The organism is Paenarthrobacter sp. A20 (genome assembly GCF_024168825.1).
Classification (GTDB): domain Bacteria; phylum Actinomycetota; class Actinomycetes; order Actinomycetales; family Micrococcaceae; genus Arthrobacter.
Genome location: NZ_JALJWH010000001.1, coordinates 661,929 through 680,283, shown reverse-complemented (window position 1 = coordinate 680,283; position 18,355 = coordinate 661,929). Strand labels below are relative to the sequence as shown.

Sequence of the window (18,355 nt, the reverse complement as noted above, 5' to 3'; positions counted from 1 at the left end):
AGTTTGTGTACACATAACGCCCTAATGACGCCCCGTTGAGGGCATCAGCTGTACAAAAACTCTCAGAAAGAAGGAAGTGGAATGAGCAAGGTAGTTGCTGAATTGAAATACTCGGCTGAGCATGAGTGGGTTGCCGTCGATGGTGACGGACCTGTGGGGATCGGGATCTCCGCAGTGGCCGCTGACGCCTTGGGCGACATTGTGTACGTGGACCTGCCCGAGGTTGGTTCGACCGTGACCGCGGGCGAGACCTGCGGCGAGGTGGAGTCCACCAAGTCGGTGTCTGACCTGTACTCGCCCGTGACCGGTGAGGTGACCGAGATCAACGACGCCGTCGTCAGCGATCCGGCCCTGATCAACAACGATCCCTATGGTGCCGGCTGGCTGTTCAAGGTGGCCGCAACCGAAGAGGGGCCGCTCATGTCGGCTGAAGAATACGCTGCAACGAACGGTGGAGAACTGTGAACCCGGTGTCCGTAACTGAGTACCAGCAGGTTGTGTCGGCGTCGTTGGATGCCCAGCTGTCCGAGTTGGATCCTGAGATCGCTGCGAAGATCGACGACGAACTGGGTCGCCAGCGCGACGGCCTGGAAATGATCGCCTCCGAAAACCACACCGCCGTTGCCGTGATGCAGGCCCAGGGCTCAGTCCTGACCAACAAGTACGCCGAGGGCTACCCTGGCAAGCGCTACTACGGTGGCTGCGAGCACGTGGATGTGATCGAGCAGCTCGCCATCGACCGCATCAAAGACCTGTTTGGCGCAGACTTCGCGAACGTCCAGCCGCACTCCGGTGCACAGGCCAACGCCTCGGTGATGCACGCCCTCATCAAGCCGGGCGACACCATCATGGGCCTCAACCTCGCCCACGGCGGCCACCTCACCCACGGCATGCGGATCAACTTCTCCGGCAAGCTCTACAACGTGGTCCCGTACGGTGTCCGCGAGGACACCCACACCGTGGACATGGCCGAGGTGGAGCGCCTGGCGCAGGAACACAAGCCTGCGCTGATCGTGGCAGGCTGGTCCGCTTATGCTCGGCAGCTGGACTTCGCTGAGTTCCGGCGGATTGCCGACTCCGTGGGCGCCTACCTCATGGTCGATATGGCCCACTTCGCGGGCTTGGTTGCCGCCGGCCTGCACCCCTCGCCGGTCCCGCATGCCCACGTCACCACCTCCACCACGCACAAGACCCTCGCCGGTCCCCGTGGCGGCATCATCCTCTCCAACGACGCCGACATCGCCAAGAAGATCAACTCGGCAGTGTTCCCCGGCCAGCAGGGCGGTCCGCTGGAGCACGTGATCGCCGGCAAGGCTGTCGCGTTCAAGATCGCCGCGTCCGAGGAGTTCCGTGAACGTCAGGAACGCGTCTTGGCCGGCGCCCGGATCCTCGCCGAGCGGCTTACCCGCGAAGACGTTGCGGCGAAGGGCATCAGCGTTGTCTCCGGCGGCACGGATGTGCACCTGGTCCTCGTTGACCTGCGCAACTGCGAACTCAACGGCCAGCAGGCCGAGGACCGCCTCGCCGCGATCGACATCACCGTCAACCGCAACGCCGTCCCGTTCGACCCGCGCCCGCCCATGGTCACCTCCGGCCTGCGCATCGGCACCCCGGCGCTCGCCACGCGCGGCTTCGGAGAAGCGGCCTTCCACGAGGTTGCGGACATCATCGCCGAAGTGTTGATCGCCGACGCCGATGCGGACCTTTCCGGGCTGCGTCACCGCGTTGATGTCCTCGCGAAGGCGCACCCGCTGTACCCGGGAGTCGCGAACCTCGGCTAATCGGGGGTTTTGGCTCGTCGACCGCGACGACCTCTGCATGATCGGTCGCTAAAGCGCCCGCTGAGCGGACGCGAAGCTCCCTTGGACGCATGCTGCCGGACGCCGCGGTCGACGGTAGGTGACTCCTGGCTCAGCCATCATTCGCTTGTGATGGCTGGATCCAGCTGCCGGGGGTGTTCTTCGGGCGTTGGGCTGGTTTGGGAGTGCGTTGGTGTTCTGTCCGGTTCGGGGAGTTGCTGCCGGACATGCCGAGAGCGCGGCATGTTGTGCAGCGAAGCCCCGAATCGGCGAAGTGGGCAGCAGGTGGCGCCGGAGTGGGCGTCCGGGGTGGTGGTTTGGGGTTTGGGGTCCGCTCCGTTTGTTGGGGGCGGGGCGGGTTCAATGTTGTTTTACTTAGTGAGGAAATAGCCATGGCCGTTGGGGTCTTCGATCTGTTCTCTGTGGGTATTGGTCCGTCGAGTTCTCATACTGTGGGGCCGATGCGGGCCGGGGCGGTGTTTGCCCGCGAGCTGCGTGAGTCCGGCGTGCTCGATTCCGTGGTGGGCTTGAGGGTTGATCTTTACGGCTCATTGGCTGCGACGGGGCGGGGCCACGGGACCATGACGGCCACACTGCTGGGCTTGGAAGGGTACCACCCTGAGCTCATTCTGCCTGAGGAGGTGGAGGAGCGGTTGGCCACGATCGCGGAGACGGGTGTGCTGAACCTGGCTGGTGCGTCCGGTGAAGGTGTGGAGCTGCCGTATGCGGTGGAGGATATGGTGTTGCATCCGTTGACGGTGTTGCCGCGGCATACGAACGGGATGAAGTTTGCTGTCTCTGATGCTGAGGGGAATGTTCTGCGGGAGGCGACGTTCTTCTCGGTCGGTGGTGGGTTTATTGTCCGTGAGGGTGAGGAGAACGCGGCCCAGCAGGAGTTGGAGGAGTCCAAGAAGGAGTTGCCGTTGCCTTTTAGGACGGCGGCGGAGTTGATGGGCCGGTGTGCGTCCAAGGGCTTGGGGATCAGCGACATCATGTTCATCAACGAGCGGGCGTCCCGGTCGGAGGAGGAGATCCGGGAGGGTTTGCTGCATATCTGGTCGGTGATGGAGGCCTGTGTTGAGACGAGTTTGAAGCGTGAGGGTGTGTTGCCTGGTGGGTTGCGGGTCCGGCGTCGTGCTCCTGATTGGTTGGAGCGGTTGCTGAAGGAGGATAAGGACCGGAACGATCCGAAGTATTGGCAGGAGTGGGTGAACCTGATCGCCCTGGCTGTCAATGAGGAGAACGCTTCGGGTGGCCGGGTGGTGACGGCGCCGACGAATGGTGCTGCGGGGATTATCCCGGCGGTGCTGTATTACGCGTTGAATTATGCTCCGGGCATGGACAAGGCCTCCCAGCAGGACCGGGATGATGTGGTGGTGAAGTTCCTGCTCGCCGCTGGTGCTGTGGGTGTGTTGTATAAGGAGCAGGCCTCTATTTCGGGGGCTGAGGTGGGTTGTCAGGGTGAGGTGGGTTCGGCGTCGTCGATGGCTGCTGCTGGGTTGGCTGAGGTGATGGGGGGTACGCCGGGGCAGGTGGAGAACGCTGCGGAGATCGCGATGGAACATAACCTGGGGCTCACGTGTGATCCGATCGGGGGGTTGGTGCAGATTCCGTGTATTGAGCGGAACGCGATCGCTGCGGCGAAGGCGATCAATGCTACGAAGATGGCGCTCTGGGGTGACGGGACGCACCGGGTTTCCCTGGACGAGGTGATCGTGACCATGCGGGAGACGGGCAAGGACATGTCCCATAAGTACAAGGAAACCGCGATGGGCGGCCTCGCCGTCAACGTCGTCGAATGCTGATCAACACGAGCACCCGCACAAAGACCGCTGACAACAAACAAGAAGGAACGTCATGACACTCGCACCTGAAGGCCGTAAGTTGCTGCGCGTTGAGGCGCGTAACGCGGCGGTCCCGGTTGAACGCAAGCCCGAGTGGATCAAGGCCAAGGTCCAGATGGGTCCTGAGTTTGTCCAGCTCAAGAACCTGGTGAAGAAGGAAGGCCTGCACACGGTCTGTGAAGAGGCCGGTTGCCCGAACATTTTCGAGTGCTGGGAAGACAAGGAAGCGACGTTCCTGATCGGCGGTTCCGAGTGTACCCGGCGGTGTGATTTCTGCCAGATCGATACCGGTAAACCGTCCCCGGTGGACATGTTCGAACCCACCAAGGTGGCCCGGAGCGTCCAGGCGATGCAGTTGCGGTACGCCACGGTGACCGGAGTGGCCCGTGATGACCTGGCCGATGAGGGTGTCTGGTTGTACGCCGAAACGGTGAGGAAGATCCACGAACTGAACCCGGGCACGGGGGTGGAGTTGCTGATCCCTGATTTCTCCGGCAAGCCTGAGCACATCGCGGCGATCTGTGATTCCAAGCCTGAGGTGTTCGCGCATAACGTCGAGACGGTGCCGAGGATTTTCAAGCGGATCCGTCCGGCGTTCCGGTACGAGCGGTCCCTGGATGTCATCACGCAGGGCCGTGATTTGGGCATGGTGACCAAGTCCAACCTGATCCTGGGCATGGGCGAGACCCGGGAGGAAATCTCCGAGGCGCTGCGGGACCTGCACGAGGCCGGGTGTGATTTGATCACGATCACCCAGTACCTGCGCCCGTCCGAGCGGCACTTGCCGGTGGACCGGTGGGTCAAGCCGCAGGAGTTCGTGGACCTCCAGGAAGAAGCCCAGGAGATCGGTTTCCTTGGTGTGATGTCGGGTCCGTTGGTGCGGTCCTCGTACCGGGCCGGGCGCCTCTGGGCCACCGCGATGCGGAAGAAGGGCTGGGAAATCCCGGCCGCCCTGGCCCACATCGAGTCCTCCGGCACCACCCGCCAGGAAGCCTCCACCATCCTCGCCGCCCACAGCTAGGCACCGCTCCACCACCCTCAGCGTCACCTGCTTGCCGCGCCTTGCCGCGAAGTGCGTTGAAAGCCAACAGCAGCTGAAGGGGATCCTGCGGGATTGCGAGGGCGCGGGCATTCCTGAGGTGTATGCAGCTAACATCCGTGATTCGAGGCACTATCTGTACGCAATTCCGGAGTAGCCCGGATCCCGGAGCGTAACGTTGGAAGCGGACGCCAGTGCCGCCGTCGTACGTTTGATCCTGCGACGAAAGGCGAGACGCCCCTTGAAGGCTGTAGCGGAAATGTTCACGATGGGCCCTGGAAACAAGGACCACCATCCCGCCCTCCGCTGCGCAGTAGGTGTATTTGTCCCGCTGATTACGTTGACGCTGATCGGTCGACTGGACCTGGCAGTGTTTGCCTCGTTCGGTGCCTTCACCGGAATTTACGGCCGAAACGAACCACATAGCGTCCGTTTCCGCAGCCAGTTGCGCGCCGGCGGCTTCATGCTTTTCATCATCCTTCTGGCCACCCTCATGGCCCGCTTTGCGCAGGGCGCGGGCATGGAAGGTGCCGCATATTCGTGGCTTTTGACGGCTGCGACCACCGTGGTGGCCGGCGGCTGCTCCGTGGTGGTGGCTGCCTGGCGGCTACGTCCCGGCGGCTCCCTCTTTCATATCTTTGCCTTTGCCGCCATCGCTTCCATTGCCGCCCAGCCACCCCTCTGGGAAGCAATGCTGGTGTCGGTACTCACCACAGGGTTCTGCCTGCTGATTGGCATGTCCTCACGCGTGGTCAAGAGTCATCGGACGCCGTGGAAGCGGCCACCCCGGATCCGGCACACCGCAGCCGAACGCCGCGCGATCTGGCTCGAAGGCGGGGGCTACCTTGTGGCGGCCGGTCTTGCGGGTACCATCGCGACGCTGGTGGGGGAGCGGCTCGGGTTCGGGCACACCTACTGGGCCATGGTTGCGGCCGTGGTCCCATTGGTGGGTCATTCGACGCGCTACCGCGTGAGCCGCGGCATCCAAAGAATTGCCGGCACGGTGATCGGGCTGGTCCTGCTCGCCGGCATTCTGTGGCTCAACCCCGCGCCCTGGGCGATGGTCATGGTGATCGCGGCATGCCAGTTCGGCGCGGAGATGTTCATCGCCCGGCAGTACTTGGTGGCGCAGGTATTCGTGACTCCGCTCGCATTGATTGCCACGCTGTTGGCGGCGCCGGTTGACCCTGGTTTGCTTCTCCGGGACCGCATCATCGAGACCGTCATTGGTGCCGCCGTCGGCGTGGCCGTGGTGGTGGCTCCTGCGGCATGGCGGCGGCTGCGGGCGGGCCGGGCAACAAGGGTTCGTTGACCCGACGCCGATCCCGGTCGCCACGCCGATGCCCATGCCCTCGGTTTGGACAAATTGATAAGTACACGTATAACTAGTTACCCAAGATACTTACTAGCGAATGTGTGGAAAGACGATGACGGTTGCGCTGCAGGAACCAAGCTCCGCACTCACGGAAACAGTCCATGCCCGGGGTCCCGTGCACTGCGGTTCACGGATGGCCATCTCCGCCAGCCCCACGCACGACTCCATGAAGTGGGTCTCCGTGGAGCCAATCTGGCCCGAGTGGGCCTGTGGATGCGGCTTTCGGATGGACATTGATGCGCTGGATCCCGTGAGCGGCGTGTGGATTGCCGCGCTGCGCCGCCAGAGCCTGCAGCACGAACTTGCCATCGCGCAGAACACCTTGGAGCTGGCCTTCAAGAAGGCAGTGGATGCAGGTATCGAACCTCACGCACTGGCCGAGGCCGCGGGGGTGCCGGCGGGGGACGTCGAATCCCTCCTGCGGCAACACTGACCTGACCTGCGGCTGTCCGCGCTGATCGCGGGGCCGTGAAGACACCGGAAAGAAAGAGGGAACAAAAATGGGAATCATCGGTTGGATCGTTTTGGGCTTGATTGCTGGAGCCATCGCCAAGGCCATTAAGCCTGGCAACCAGGGCGGCGGCTGGATCGCTACGCTGCTGCTCGGCATCGTCGGCGCCGTCCTGGGTGGATGGATCGGCAGCGCCCTCTTCAACGTGGGCATCAACCAGTTCTGGTCGCTGTCCACGTGGCTGCTGGCAATCGGCGGCTCACTGATCGTCCTCATCATCTGGGGACTGCTCACGCGCAAGAAGGCCTAACCGCCTGAATGCCAAGAGGCCTCGACGCTGCTGCGTCGGGGCCTCTTCGCTGTCTTCAAGCAGGCGACAATCAGCGTGCCAGGATCTTCGCCTTCTGCGCCTGGAACTCTTTGTCACTGAGGACGCCGGCGCTTTTCAGCTCCCCGAGCTGCTTGAGTTGGGCGAGCATGTGATCGGTGGGATCGACGACGGCGGCCGGTGCAGCCGGCGGCACTGGCAGATACGCGGGCGGCGGCTGGTTGCCGGCTGCCGCGGCTGCAGCAGCATCCTCGGCGGCAAAGCGTTGTTGTTGCCTGCGTTGCGTGCGGCCAAGGATCGAACCGACGACGGCGGCACGGCCCGCGGTCCTGAATAGACCCACAGTGGACTCCCTTCGCTGGGTGTTTCGGGTTATTCGGCTGAATAGCCGAGGGCGAGGTCGATCAGGAGGCGTGCGCCGAAGCCGGTGGCTCCCTTGCTTCGCCACGCATCGTCCTTGTCCGACTGCATGGTGCCCGCGATGTCGATGTGCGCCCACGGGGTTTCGCCCACAAACTCGGCCAGGAACAGGGCGGCCGTGGTGGAGCCTGCATACGGGCCACCGAGATTGGAAATATCCGCGATGTCAGAATCCAGCTGGGGACGGTAGGCCCGTTCCAACGGAAGCTGCCACAGCTGCTCGTCCGCACGGCCGCCCGACTCGAGGACGAGGTCAACCAACCGCTGATCGTTTCCGAACACCGGAGCAGTGAGCTGCCCCAGCGACATCAGGGCGGCGCCCGTGAGCGTGGCGATATCAACGATGCCGTCCACGCCGTCCTCGACCGCAAGCGTCAGGGCATCGCACATCACCAGGCGTCCTTCGGCGTCGGTGTTCTTCACCTCGATGGTGAGTCCGCTGCGGGTGGTGAGGACGTCCCCCAACTTGTAGGCCGAGCCGGAAGGCATGTTGTCCGTGCACATCAGGAATCCCGTGACGGAGGCTTTGCAGCCGAGGTCGCGCAGGGCGGTGAAGACGGCCAGGACTGCCGCAGCTCCGCCCATGTCCATCTTCATCAGCAGGTGCATGGGGTCGCTGGGTTTGAGGCTGACACCGCCGGAATCGTACATGATGCCCTTGCCCACCAGGCCGAGGTGGCCCGTGGGAGATCCCCCGGGTTGGTACGTCAGCTTGATCATCCGGGGCTCCTGGGCGCTGCCGGCGTTGACGCCAAGGAGCCCGCCGCAGCGGAGGTCGATGAGCTGTTGCTTGCCGAACTCCTCAACCCCAAAACCGAACCGGTTCCCCAGCTCTTTCGCCGCCGAAGCCAAGCCGGCCGCGGTCAAGTGGCTCGGCGGCGCATTGCACAGGTCCCGGGCAATAGTGGTGGCGCGCACCTTCACCCGGCCCGTCGCCACGCCTCGTTCAGCGGCCGCAGTGTCTACCCCCGGAGCAAGGAACTGCACTTCGGCAAGTGGGCTTCCCTTTGCTTTGCTCTTGAGCGTCTCGTAGTTGTAGCGGGCCAACAGCACGCCCTCGGCCAGCACCTGGCCCAGTCGCTCGGCATCCATCCCCGCCGTGTCGGAGAGCTCGAAGCCGATCCGCGAGTGCCTCTGGGTTGCCCGGACCAAGGTGGCCGCCGCCTTACGCCAGCCGTCGGAATCCAAGGAGCCCGGTTTCCCACCGCCGACAGCCACCACCAGCGTGCCCGAAGCATTTGCCAGCTGCAGGCTAGTCCCGGGCTTGCCGTCAAAGCCTGCGCTCTCCAGGGTTTCGCGGTGCAGGCCAACGGACGCCGGAACGTCACCCTCCGAGGGGACCAGCACGCCGATCGCATCGAGGTTGCCGAAGCCGTCCACGAAGTGCAACTCCGGCTCTGTTCCGCCGAGGGAAGGAACGGGTGAGAAGTCTTCCGCGATCAATTTGTAGGGTTCGTGATTCACCGTTTCGCCTGTTCTTTGGGAGTGGGATGCGCTGTGACGGCCTGGTCGGCCGGAAGGCTTGGCTCGGGGATGGCATCGGGATCGTCGGGTTCGAGCTGTTCGGGCAGGTCGCCCTTCATACGGCCGGGCATGCGGCCCGCTGGAACAATCGCCAGCAGGGCAAGGCCGGACAACCCCAGAAGGGAGATTTGCAGGGCCCGGAGTCGTGCCTCGGCGTTGACTTCCGTCGCGGCGGCCAGCTCCGAGGGGCTGCTCACCCTGTCCCCGATGGCCGCCTCCACTTGCGCATTGGTCATGAAGTCGGCGTCGTTGATGCTCACCTTCGATATCAGTTCTTGGGACACTTCCGGATGCGCGGCGGCGCCGCTGGCTATCAGCGAGGAAAGCATGCCGACGGCGAACGCACTCGCCACCGCGATGCCAACGCTGCCCGAAAGGTTGTGCACCAGGCCGCGCCACGCACCGACGTCGCCGGCCAACTCACGGGGCACAGCGCTGAGGAGTGTGTTGAACACCAAAGCGACGATCGCGCCCTGCCCGAGTCCCAGCAGGATCAGGCCCAGCACCACAAAGAGCTGCCCCCAGTCGTTCCGGATGGTGAAGGCGAGCAGGACCAGCGCGCCGGCCACCACCACGAAGCCGGCTTGCGCGATGGTCCTTGGCGGGAACTTTTCATACAGGAATGCCACGAAAGTGCTCGCGAGGAAGATGGACAAGGTGTAGGGAATGATCGAGAACGACGTCTCAATGCCGGAGCGGCCCTGCACGATCTGCATGTACAGGGGGATCAGGAAATTGGCGGCCGTTCCCACGAACAACATGGTGGCCATGCAGGCAGTGACCGCGAGCTCGGAGCTGGAGGCCAGCACCCTCAGGTCAAAGATGCGGGGCAGTTTGGCATCCTGGCGCTTCCGCACCCACATGAAGAACACCTGTCCCGCGATGGCCCCGAGGAGGATCAGGAGTGGTGCCGGCGAGAGACCCAAAATGTCGAAGGGTGCCTGCGGGGTGGCAAACCACGTGCCCCAAGCGGAGAGGCCGCTGAAGCCGAAGCTCAAAAAGATGATGGCCACGGCGGCAATGATGGAGCCGGTCCAATCGATCTTCAGCTGGGTTTGCGCCGGGACGGACTTGAGCTTGAAGCTCAGCAGCAGGTTGATGGCTCCGAGGACCACCATCAGGCCGAACGAATACCGCCATCCGATGGTGGTGGCGAACCAGCCGGCAATCAGCAGTGCCAGCACGCCAGCCGCGGGGATGGCCGCAGCCAGGAGCCCGATGGCTTTTGCCTGCTGCTGGTCCTTGTAGTTGGTGGCGATGAAAACCGTGAGGGCGGGGGCGATCAGCGCAATGACGGCGCCCGAGGAGGCCTGGGCTATGAAGAGCATCGTGGGACTTAGGCTGAGCGCCACACCCGCCATGGCGGCGGCATGGATGGCGACGGCGATTTGGAACACCTTGCGCGTTCCGAAACGGGCGCCGAGCTTCGCTCCCAAAAGGATAAAGGCCGCCATCGAGAACGTGCCGGCAGTGATGGCCGTGCCCACGGAGGTTGCTGCCGTGTCCAGGTCCGTGGTGATGCCCTGCATTGAGACGGTCAATGCGTTCACGGCGAACGATGCCTGGATCTGGGTGAGGACCACCACGATCAAAGGCAGCCAGGAGGCCGCTTTGACGGTAGGTGGTGTCGTTTGGGTGGTGTGGTCACTGGCCATGTCTGCTCCTGGTTGCTCTGGTGGTTGCATGGGATTTCTTGGTGGCTAGGCCTGAAGTGGCCAGAACACGGGAACCAGCAGGATGGCCACGGCCGCGTACAGTGCCATGATGGCCAGGCCAAACTTCCAGTAGTCGCCAAACCTGTAGCCGGCCGGTTGCATGATCATCATGTTGGCCGGCGTCGCCACCGGTGTCAGCAGGGCCGCGGATGAGGCCACCGAGACGCACATCAGCACCGCGTACGGGTTGATGGATGACTCCTGGGCCACCGAAAGGGCGATCGGGATGATGATCAAGGCGGTGGCGGTGTTGCTGATGAGCTGACCCAGCACGGCGGTGACCACGAAGAGCCCAACAAGGAGCAGCAAGTGCCCGCCGTTCCCTACTACAGACACCATGCCCTCAGCGAGGATCTCAGCGGTACCCGTCGACGTGATGGCCGTGGACAGCGGAATCATGCCGGCCACCAGGATGAGGGTGGTCCATGCCATGGACTGGTGTGCCTGTTTTACCGTGACAACCCGCAGCACCACCATGGCCAGCGCGGCCAACAGTGCGGCAATGGGGGCTGGCACAATGTTGGTGGCCAGTAGGACCACCATCACCCCGAGGACTATGAGGGCCGGCGTCGCTCGCGGTCCCAACGGGACTGTCTGGCGGCGGATGGTGTCCGGCGAGTCCACCAGCAGCACATTGTGGTCCAGGGTGTGCTGGTCCAGCGCAGACCAAGTCCCCTGCAACAGGAGCCTGTCACCGGCGGTAACACGTGAGCGTCCAGAGGATTCCGGTTCGCCCGGATGCTGATGGGCCAGCACCACCAAGGCACCGCTGTCAGTCACCATGCCGGGGTACGCCTCGGTGCCGACGAGGTTGGAACGCGGTGCGACCACCACCTCGGCCACGCCGTAACTGCTGCTGATGAGTCCGCAGGTCGCATCGTCGTCCTGCATGAGGCCGTGCTTGGCCGCGAAGGCGTCAATGATTGGTTGACCGCCACGCACCACAATCTCATCGCCCGGCTCGAATGTCCCGTTCGTGGACTGTTTGCCGTCCGGTCCTTGCACGCTGATGAGGTGCAGGTGGCCGCCGTCGTCATCATCTTCCTGGATGCAGGCAACCGGCTGGCCCACCAGCACTGAACCGGACGGAATGGTGAGCCTGCTCAGTCCGTCCTCACCCAGGTAGTGGGTCATGAGGGTCTTGCCGTGGGAACCCAGGTCCTTGGGAAGGGCTTCGGGGGTGCGGCTGGGCAGCAGGGAAGGGCCAAGCCAGAGAGCCAGTCCGATGGTGCCGAGGAGCAGCGGCAGTCCAACCAGCCCGAACTCGAAGAACCCGATCCCCGTCCCCGTAGTGTCCAGGGCCGCGTTGAGGATCAGGATGTTCACCGGTGAGCCGGTGAGTATCAGCAGGGAGCCGGCGTGGGCCGCGAAAGCCATGGGCATGAGGAGCTCCGAAGGCCTGCGACCCAGCCGGACTGCGAGCACGACAACCATGGGCAGCAAGGCCGCAACAGCTCCATTGACGCTGATGAGAGCCGTCAAAAGGGCCGTCAGGACCATCATCAACACCATGAGCCGGGTCCGGCTGGTCCCCGAAAACCTGATGAGCAGGCTCCCGAGCCACGTGGTGACTCCTGCGGCGTCGATAGCCTCCGCCACGACGAACAACGCGGCGATCAACACCACCGTCCCGTTCCCGAAGCCGGCGAATGTGTCCTCAAGGCCAACGATGCCGGTGCCGTATAAGGCCAACGCTGCTCCCAGCGCTACGACCTCCACCGGCAAGCGGTTCCAGACGAACGCGGCGATCACCACGACGAGCACCAGCAACGTGACGACGACGTCTGTCATGTGTGCCTTCGGCAAATCCCCGAGTCTTCTGCCAGCATGCTTTCAGACTAGATCCGGGTTAATGCCGCAGGGTCACCCCAATCGGGTGAGTGATGGGCGTCTTCCGAGGTCACGGCCTACGGTAAGTGGCCGAATTTGTAGGCGGCGGCCACAGCGTCATGGCGCGATCCGGCCCCGAGCTTGGAGTAGATGATCCTTATGTGCGTCTTGACCGTGTTGACGGACAGATGGAGCTCCGAGGCCATCTGTTCCTGCGACAAGTGTGATGGAAGAAGGGTGAGGACCTCCCGTTCCCGCGGAGTCAGCAGCGGTGCCCGCCTGGCATCGGCGGGGGACCGCAACGCCAACAGTTTCTTGGCGAGTTCCTCTTGGGGGCCGTGTGCTCCCGCCCGTTCCACCAGCAGGTCGATGACCTCCTGGGGGGCGATGGCCAAGGGCCGGATCACGCCAAGTTCCTCGGCTTTGCCCAGTGCGTCCTCCAGGAGCTTTCCGGCAAGTGTCCGCCGGCCTGTGCGGATGGCCATGGAGCATTCCAGGACGTTCACGTGAAGCCACGTCCATTCCAGGAGGGGCGCCACCACGCCGGTGTGCAGTGGACGGAGGCGTTCCGTGGCGGCATCGAAGCGGCTGATGCCGGCTGGGCCCTGGGCGCGCAGCAGGCACAATTCGCCCGTACCCGGGATAAGCTCCTCAGCCCATTCCAGGACCTCGCGTGCCCGCTCGGCATGCCCCAAGGCAAGGGCGGCAGTATGTTCGATGACCGCTACGAAGGCTGCCATCGGTTGGGCGAACAGATGGTCCTGGCCGATGCGCAGCCGTGCTTGCCGCATGCCATCCAAGGAGTGGCGCCTGTCCCCCGTATCCAGATGGGCGCACGCGGTGACCAGTTCCAAGGTGGAGCGCATCGCGGCGCCGACTCCTTTGGAGGAGGACCCCAGTTGTCCAAGTTCGGCAGCGCCCGCCGCCGCAAACTTCAGGGCCGCGGCGGGTTCGGCTGCCAGGAGTGCGGCCGAGGCGTGCATGAGGGCGCCAACCGACCGGCCAGCTCCCCCCGACCACGCGTGTGCGGGTAGTTTCTCCTCAGCCTGCCGCAGATATTCGCCGGCACGGCGGAGTTGGCCTCGCATGGAGGAGATGCCTGCCAGCTTGAGGTACACCTTGCCGGCAAGATAGCTGTTGCCTGCTTCGGTGGCTTCGATCAGTGCTTCCGTGGCTTCGTTCTCGGCAGTCCCGTAATTCTGTTCGGCAACAGCGGCGGTGAGCGCAACCATTCTCGCTTCAATCCGGATGTCGCTCTGCCGCGACAAAGGGAGGTCGGCATAGTCGCTGGTGGCCGTGGGGTGGCGGTTCTCCCATTCACCGCTGAACCAGGACAGGCGGGCTTCTGCCAATGCCCGCAGTTCACGGAGATCAGGCGGTGCATCGTCTACCCAATAGCGGTTCGCGGCGGCCAGGTACCGTGCAGCCGTGGTGGGCTGGCGGCTTTCCACATGCGCCAATGCCGCAACCACGCAGAGCTTGGGGCTTGCCGCCAGGATGGAATCCGGCAGCACGGCAATGGCCCGCCGGACCAGGGTGACCCCGCCCGAGCCCAGGAGTGCGGCTCCGTGCCGCCCGAGGATTGCGCCGACCAACCCGTAGTCGGCTGAGTCCATAGCGTGCCTGAGCGCAGCTTCGGGTTCACCTGCCAGCTCGTGCCACTGTGCGGCGATCCGGTTCAGTCGAAGGAGTTCGTCAGGGTCCCTCCGGGCAAGTTCCGCCCGGAAATACGCGCGGATCAGGGGGCGAACCAAAAAGACCTTTCGTCCACTCCCCGCAGATTCCACCAGGTCACGGTCATCGCCAAGGACGGCCAGGACATTCCCGGCATGTCGGTGGCCAGCGAGGGCGTTGGCTTGGGCAGCGACCAGGACCCGGCACACGCAGGTACTGGACAGCACGTCCCGCTCTTCCCCGGAAAGTGTACGGACGACTTCGTGGCCCAGGTATTCGGCGAGTTCCCGGTTGTTGCCCGCGATGTCGCCTAAAGGCATGTCCGGATCGGCTGAACCTCGGAGCGCACGCAGCGCAAGGACCACGCACGCGGGCCAGCCTGCAGTCTGCCGGAACACCTCGCCCAGTTGCTGCGTTCCCAGCAAAGTGATGGTCCTTGCCGCGAGTGAGTTGATCTCGTCCAAGGAGAAGGCGAGATCGTTTGAGTGAAGTTCCAGGATCCGGCCGCTGAGCCGGGCAGGCCCTGGATCAACGGCAGTGCTGACGCGCGTGGCCAGGATCAATTGGAAGGCCGGCCCTGCGTGGTTCAGCAGGGCCGGCATCCAATGATTGAGTTCATCCGCAGGGAATTGATCGATTCCGTCGATGACGAGGCGGATGGTGGTTCCCGCGGCGGCCAATTGTTCAGCCAGGCCGTGAATGACTTCCGAGGCATTCCTCTCGGCTCCCGAGAATCCACTGAGCGCACCGTGGGGTATGGCGCGGCACTGACGCAGTGCCTGAAGCACTGCAGGCCACAAGGCTGGGAATTCCAGCCGGTCCTGGTTGACCCAGGCGACGGCGTCCGTTTGCCCGGAGAGCCATTGTGTAAGGAGTACCGTTTTGCCGTACCCGGCGGGGGCACACAGGAGGACGACGTCCCGTGCGGCGTTGAGTTTTGCCACAAGGCGGGTTCGAGCCAGCAGGTCCAAAGGCGGCTTGGGCACCGCGATCAGCTTGGGGCTCAAGAGGTCCGGGCGGGTACCACCTTGGTCGTCCACTCCTTCAGTGTAGGGGCGGGGCATCGAGGATTCACCCAGTAAGGGCGATCCGCGCGGCGGCCAATGGGCGTAAGGATTGTGGTGGCCGCCGTGAGACGCTTGGGCGAGGCCCGGAAAGGGGTTTCACCGTGCAAGCTTTCAAAGACATCATGAGCGCCGCCGATTCCGGGTGGGTCTACCCGCTCGGGGCGATCTTTGTGGCGTTCTCGGCAATCTTCCCTCCCATTCCCACGACGTCCTTGTTCGTGGCCTTGGGGGCCCTGTCAGCAACCGACAACCTTCCCAACGGGTACCTCCTGGTGGCCGCGATGCTGGCGGGAGCAGTAGCAGGTGACCTGGGCGCCTATGAACTGGTCCGGCGTCGGGACATGGCCAACTGGAGGATTCTTCAGGGCCCCCGCACGCAGAAGGCGTTGCATGCCTCCCGGGAAAGGCTGTCCAAGCACGCTGCCTCATGGGTTCTGACGTCCCGGTTCGTCCCGCTCGGGCGCCTGACCATGAACGTTGCCAGTGCCATTACGCCGGTGCCGCGGGGCAGGTTTGTGCTCTACTCGATGGCCGCGGGCATCCTGTGGTCAGCGTATTCCGTGGGCATTGGTGCCCTGTCCGGGCTGTTGCCCGGGCTGTCCACGGAGTTCGCGGTGGTCATTGCCATTGCGTTCTCGCTGCTGCTGGGCCGGGGTATCAGTGCCGCCGTGACCTGGTACCTGCAGCTGGACGACTGACTTAACCCGATCGTGCTATGTGAGAAGCCCGTGTTATTGCAGGGAGCCCGTGTTATTGCAGGGATGACGTGAGCCGGGCAAGGTTGTCCAGCGCAACGTGACCCACAGGACGTCGCAACCAGTCCTCCAACAGCAACTCCGTGCTTGCCGCACGGTAGCTGTCTTCGACCGCCCGCATCCGGTCCACGATGGATCGCCCGTGAACCAGCACCGAGACCTCCATGTTGAGGCTGAACGAGCGGACGTCCATATTGCTCGAGCCAATGACGGCTACGTCGTCGTCAATGGTGAAGTGTTTTGCGTGCAGGACCTGCGGGGCCCGGTACAGGTAGATGCGGACCCCGGCCCGCAGCAGGACCTCATAATAGGAACGCTGGGCGTGGTAGACCATGGCTTGGTCACCCACCTCCGAGACGAAGAGCTCAACGCTCAATCCCCTTGACGCGGCGGTGATGATGGCCAGCTGGATTGCTTCGTCGGGCACAAAATATGGGCTGGTGATGCTGACGCGATGCTCGGCCTTGTAGATGAGGGTGGTGTAGAGCTTGAGGTTGTTGTCGTTATCGAAGCTGGGACCGCTGGGCAGGACCTGGGCGTCAATGAGCTCGGGCTCGGAGCCAAGGACCACAGGAGAGGTATCCAACGGCAGCAGGGTCTCGGACTCGCTGTACCAATCGGTGACGAACACCGCGTTGAGTTCCCGCACCGCGGGACCTTCCAGACGCACCATCAGTTCGTGCCACCGAAGGCCGCGCCGGATGTTCCGCTTCTTGTTGTAGGAAGCGTCGATAAGGTTTTGGGAGCCCGTGTAGCCCACCCTTCCGTCCACAACCACCAATTTCCGGTGATTGCGGAGATCCGGGCGTTGCCATTGTCCTTTGAACGGGCGCAGGGGCAGCATGGCGTGCCATTCGGCCCCCATCCCATCAAAAGCCTGCAGCATGTCACGGTATTTGGGGTCACCCACCGCTGCCAGGTGGTCGAAGAGGACCCTGACTGTGACGCCCCTCTTGCACGCCCTCTCCATGGCCGCGAAGAACGGAGCCGTGGTGGGGTCCAACGCAAGAATGTAGAACTCCACATGCACGTACTCTTCAGCGGCGTCCATGTCCGCGATCATGCGGTCGAAGCTCCCGTTGTAGTCCTCCAGCAACTCGGCCCGGTTGCCGCCCACCATGGGCAGCGCGCCGAGCCTGAGATTAAGTTCGACGGCGGAGCGCAGCCAGGCGGGCCAGTCGTCACTGTGGCTGACTGCTGAGAGGCCAGGGGTGCGTCCGAGCATGAGCTCGTTGACGGCGCGCTGTTTTTCCCGCCTGGCCTTGGGGAGCTTGCCGCGGCCCACCAGAAGGAACGCCATCATGCCGAGGTACGGAATGAAGATGATCGCCAGCACCCAGGCAATGGCGGAGGACGGCCTTCGGTTTGCCGAGACCATCACTGCGGCGATTGATCCGAGCACAATGTGGAGTGCCAACAAGATCAAGGCGACGGCATCGGCGTCGTGCAGTAGTCCTTGCATGCTGCGCTACTTGGCGTTCTGCTGCGGTATGACCACCTTTTTGATGATCAGCAGAATCGATGCCGTGGTGGGGCAGGCGATCAACGCTCCAAGCAGCCCCAGCAGGGTCCCGCCCACCATCGCGCCGATGAGCACCAAGGAACCCGGGATGCTGATGGCTTTCCCCACCACCCGTGGCGTCAGGACGTAGGCCTCCACTTGCATATAGACCAACATGACAAGGAAAACCACCAACGCCGTAGCCGGAGACGTGAAAAGTGAAACCACCGTGATGATTGCCGTGCTGATAGCGCTGCCCACCAACGGTATGAGCGTGATGGGGAAGGCCAGGACCGCGAGAACAGCCGCGTACCTCACTCCGGCAACAGATAAGACAATGAAGGTGAAGATCGCATTGAGCAGGGCGAGAATTGACATGCCGCTCAGGTATTTACCCACCGAAGCGATAATTGTCTCGGATATATCCGCGAATGATTCCCTGCGGGAGGCCGGAACCAGCGCGTAGAGGCTGGATTTCATGACCTCATGCCCGGCCACGAAATAGAGCGTCAGGACCACCACGAAGATGACGGCGAAGGTGCCATTCACCACGTTGTACCCCACCTGCACAGCGCCACCGCCAATTGCGAGCCATACGTTCGGATCCGCGGCCGACGTTTCCAGCCATTCCAGCAAGGGGGTCAGTGCCCCGCCAAGCGACCCATTAAAGTCCTGGAACCATTCCTGTTCGCCCACCGCATCGAAGCTGGATGGCAGCAACCGGACCAGGGCAGCGCCTTCCTCCACCAGGATGGGAACCACAAAACGGATGAGAATGGCCACCACCACAAGGAAACCAACCGCGACAGCAAGCACGGCGCCGGCGCGCGAGAGTTTCAGGCGTTCCAGCCAGCGGACCAAAGGGTAGAGCCCCAGCGAGATGAACAGTGCTGCAAAGATCAACGTCAGCGAATACCGCAGGGTGATGACCGCGGAGCCCAAAGCCAAGGCAACAAGAACGCCCAAGGCTGCTATGAGGCCGAATCGGAACGGTCCGCCTTCCAACAACGGGAATGCCTTCAATCGCGTCATG

At 63.5% G+C, this 18,355-nt stretch carries 15 protein-coding genes; 8 read left to right on the top strand and 7 right to left on the bottom strand.

Going from position 1 to position 18,355, the window contains the following annotated elements; genetic code table 11:
* The first annotated feature begins 81 nt into the window (after window positions 1-81).
* From gcvH to J3D46_RS03235, 7 genes are all read left to right on the top strand, one after another.
* A complete protein-coding gene (gene gcvH, locus J3D46_RS03265) occupies window positions 82-465 on the top strand; it encodes a glycine cleavage system protein GcvH (RefSeq protein WP_017197389.1) in 384 nt (127 codons plus the stop codon).
* Window positions 462-1,781: a serine hydroxymethyltransferase gene (gene glyA, locus J3D46_RS03260; RefSeq protein WP_308102715.1), complete on the top strand. Its 1,320-nt coding sequence runs from the start codon at window positions 462-464 to the stop codon at window positions 1,779-1,781. Before gcvH ends, glyA begins: the two co-directional genes overlap by 4 nt.
* A gap of 410 nt (window positions 1,782-2,191) precedes the next feature.
* Entirely contained in the window at window positions 2,192-3,604 is a 1,413-nt protein-coding gene (locus tag J3D46_RS03255) for an L-serine ammonia-lyase (RefSeq protein ID WP_253465069.1), read from the top strand.
* Window positions 3,605-3,656: 52 nt separating this feature from the next.
* Window positions 3,657-4,664, top strand: a complete 1,008-nt coding sequence (gene lipA / locus J3D46_RS03250) for a lipoyl synthase (protein ID WP_253465067.1) — start codon at window positions 3,657-3,659, stop codon at window positions 4,662-4,664.
* A 259-nt stretch (window positions 4,665-4,923) separates the two neighbouring features.
* Window positions 4,924-5,994, top strand: coding sequence for an FUSC family protein (locus J3D46_RS03245; RefSeq protein WP_231342228.1), 1,071 nt, complete (start codon window positions 4,924-4,926; stop codon window positions 5,992-5,994).
* Window positions 5,995-6,109: 115 nt separating this feature from the next.
* Complete coding sequence (locus J3D46_RS03240) at window positions 6,110-6,490, top strand: hypothetical protein (RefSeq protein ID WP_231342229.1); 381 nt, start codon at window positions 6,110-6,112, stop codon at window positions 6,488-6,490.
* A 67-nt stretch (window positions 6,491-6,557) separates the two neighbouring features.
* A complete protein-coding gene (locus tag J3D46_RS03235; protein WP_159708952.1) occupies window positions 6,558-6,818 on the top strand; it encodes a GlsB/YeaQ/YmgE family stress response membrane protein in 261 nt (86 codons plus the stop codon).
* 70 nt (window positions 6,819-6,888) lie between these two features.
* Here the strand turns inward: J3D46_RS03235 and J3D46_RS25060 are convergent, their stop codons facing one another.
* The 5 genes from J3D46_RS25060 to J3D46_RS03210 all read right to left on the bottom strand — a co-directional run bounded on the left by J3D46_RS25060 (window position 6,889) and on the right by J3D46_RS03210 (window position 15,039).
* Window positions 6,889-7,179: an SHOCT domain-containing protein gene (locus J3D46_RS25060; protein ID WP_231342232.1), complete on the bottom strand. Its 291-nt coding sequence runs from the start codon at window positions 7,177-7,179 to the stop codon at window positions 6,889-6,891.
* Window positions 7,180-7,208: 29 nt separating this feature from the next.
* The gene (locus tag J3D46_RS03225) at window positions 7,209-8,720 is read right to left on the bottom strand and encodes a M17 family metallopeptidase (protein ID WP_231342234.1); all 1,512 of its coding nucleotides are present in this window, start codon (window positions 8,718-8,720) and stop codon (window positions 7,209-7,211) included.
* Window positions 8,717-10,435, bottom strand: a complete 1,719-nt coding sequence (locus J3D46_RS03220) for an MFS transporter (protein WP_231342235.1) — start codon at window positions 10,433-10,435, stop codon at window positions 8,717-8,719. Before J3D46_RS03220 ends, J3D46_RS03225 begins: the two co-directional genes overlap by 4 nt.
* Before the next feature lie 45 nt (window positions 10,436-10,480).
* Entirely contained in the window at window positions 10,481-12,286 is a 1,806-nt protein-coding gene (locus J3D46_RS03215) for an SLC13 family permease (RefSeq protein ID WP_253465065.1), read from the bottom strand.
* Window positions 12,287-12,402: 116 nt separating this feature from the next.
* The gene (locus J3D46_RS03210; protein WP_253465063.1) at window positions 12,403-15,039 is read right to left on the bottom strand and encodes a LuxR C-terminal-related transcriptional regulator; all 2,637 of its coding nucleotides are present in this window, start codon (window positions 15,037-15,039) and stop codon (window positions 12,403-12,405) included.
* Between the two features lie 128 nt (window positions 15,040-15,167).
* Here J3D46_RS03210 and J3D46_RS03205 point away from each other — a divergent pair, with 128 nt between their 5' ends.
* Entirely contained in the window at window positions 15,168-15,764 is a 597-nt protein-coding gene (locus J3D46_RS03205) for a DedA family protein (protein ID WP_231342247.1), read from the top strand.
* A gap of 52 nt (window positions 15,765-15,816) precedes the next feature.
* On the opposite strand, the gene cls is transcribed toward J3D46_RS03205, so the two are convergent.
* Together cls and J3D46_RS03195 are read right to left on the bottom strand one after the other, a co-directional pair.
* On the bottom strand, window positions 15,817-17,283 hold the full coding sequence (gene cls, locus J3D46_RS03200; RefSeq protein WP_253465061.1) for a cardiolipin synthase: 1,467 nt from the start codon (window positions 17,281-17,283) through the stop codon (window positions 15,817-15,819).
* Between the two features lie 6 nt (window positions 17,284-17,289).
* Window positions 17,290-18,354, bottom strand: coding sequence for an AI-2E family transporter (locus J3D46_RS03195; protein WP_253465059.1), 1,065 nt, complete (start codon window positions 18,352-18,354; stop codon window positions 17,290-17,292).
* Window position 18,355 lies beyond the last annotated feature (1 nt).

Bases quoted from the DNA above. Each gene is read 5' to 3' on its own strand.
- J3D46_RS03240 (WP_231342229.1), top strand. From the start codon at position 6,110: ATGACGGTTGCGCTGCAGGAACCAAGCTCCGCACTCACGGAAACAGTC.
- J3D46_RS03235 (WP_159708952.1), top strand. From the start codon at position 6,558: ATGGGAATCATCGGTTGGATCGTTTTGGGCTTGATTGCTGGAGCCATC.
- cls (WP_253465061.1), bottom strand. From the start codon at position 17,283: ATGCAAGGACTACTGCACGACGCCGATGCCGTCGCCTTGATCTTGTTG.
- lipA (WP_253465067.1), top strand. From the start codon at position 3,657: ATGACACTCGCACCTGAAGGCCGTAAGTTGCTGCGCGTTGAGGCGCGT.
- gcvH (WP_017197389.1), top strand. From the start codon at position 82: ATGAGCAAGGTAGTTGCTGAATTGAAATACTCGGCTGAGCATGAGTGG.
- J3D46_RS03195 (WP_253465059.1), bottom strand. From the start codon at position 18,354: ATGACGCGATTGAAGGCATTCCCGTTGTTGGAAGGCGGACCGTTCCGA.
- J3D46_RS03220 (WP_231342235.1), bottom strand. From the start codon at position 10,435: ATGGCCAGTGACCACACCACCCAAACGACACCACCTACCGTCAAAGCG.
- J3D46_RS03255 (WP_253465069.1), top strand. From the start codon at position 2,192: ATGGCCGTTGGGGTCTTCGATCTGTTCTCTGTGGGTATTGGTCCGTCG.
- J3D46_RS03215 (WP_253465065.1), bottom strand. From the start codon at position 12,286: ATGACAGACGTCGTCGTCACGTTGCTGGTGCTCGTCGTGGTGATCGCC.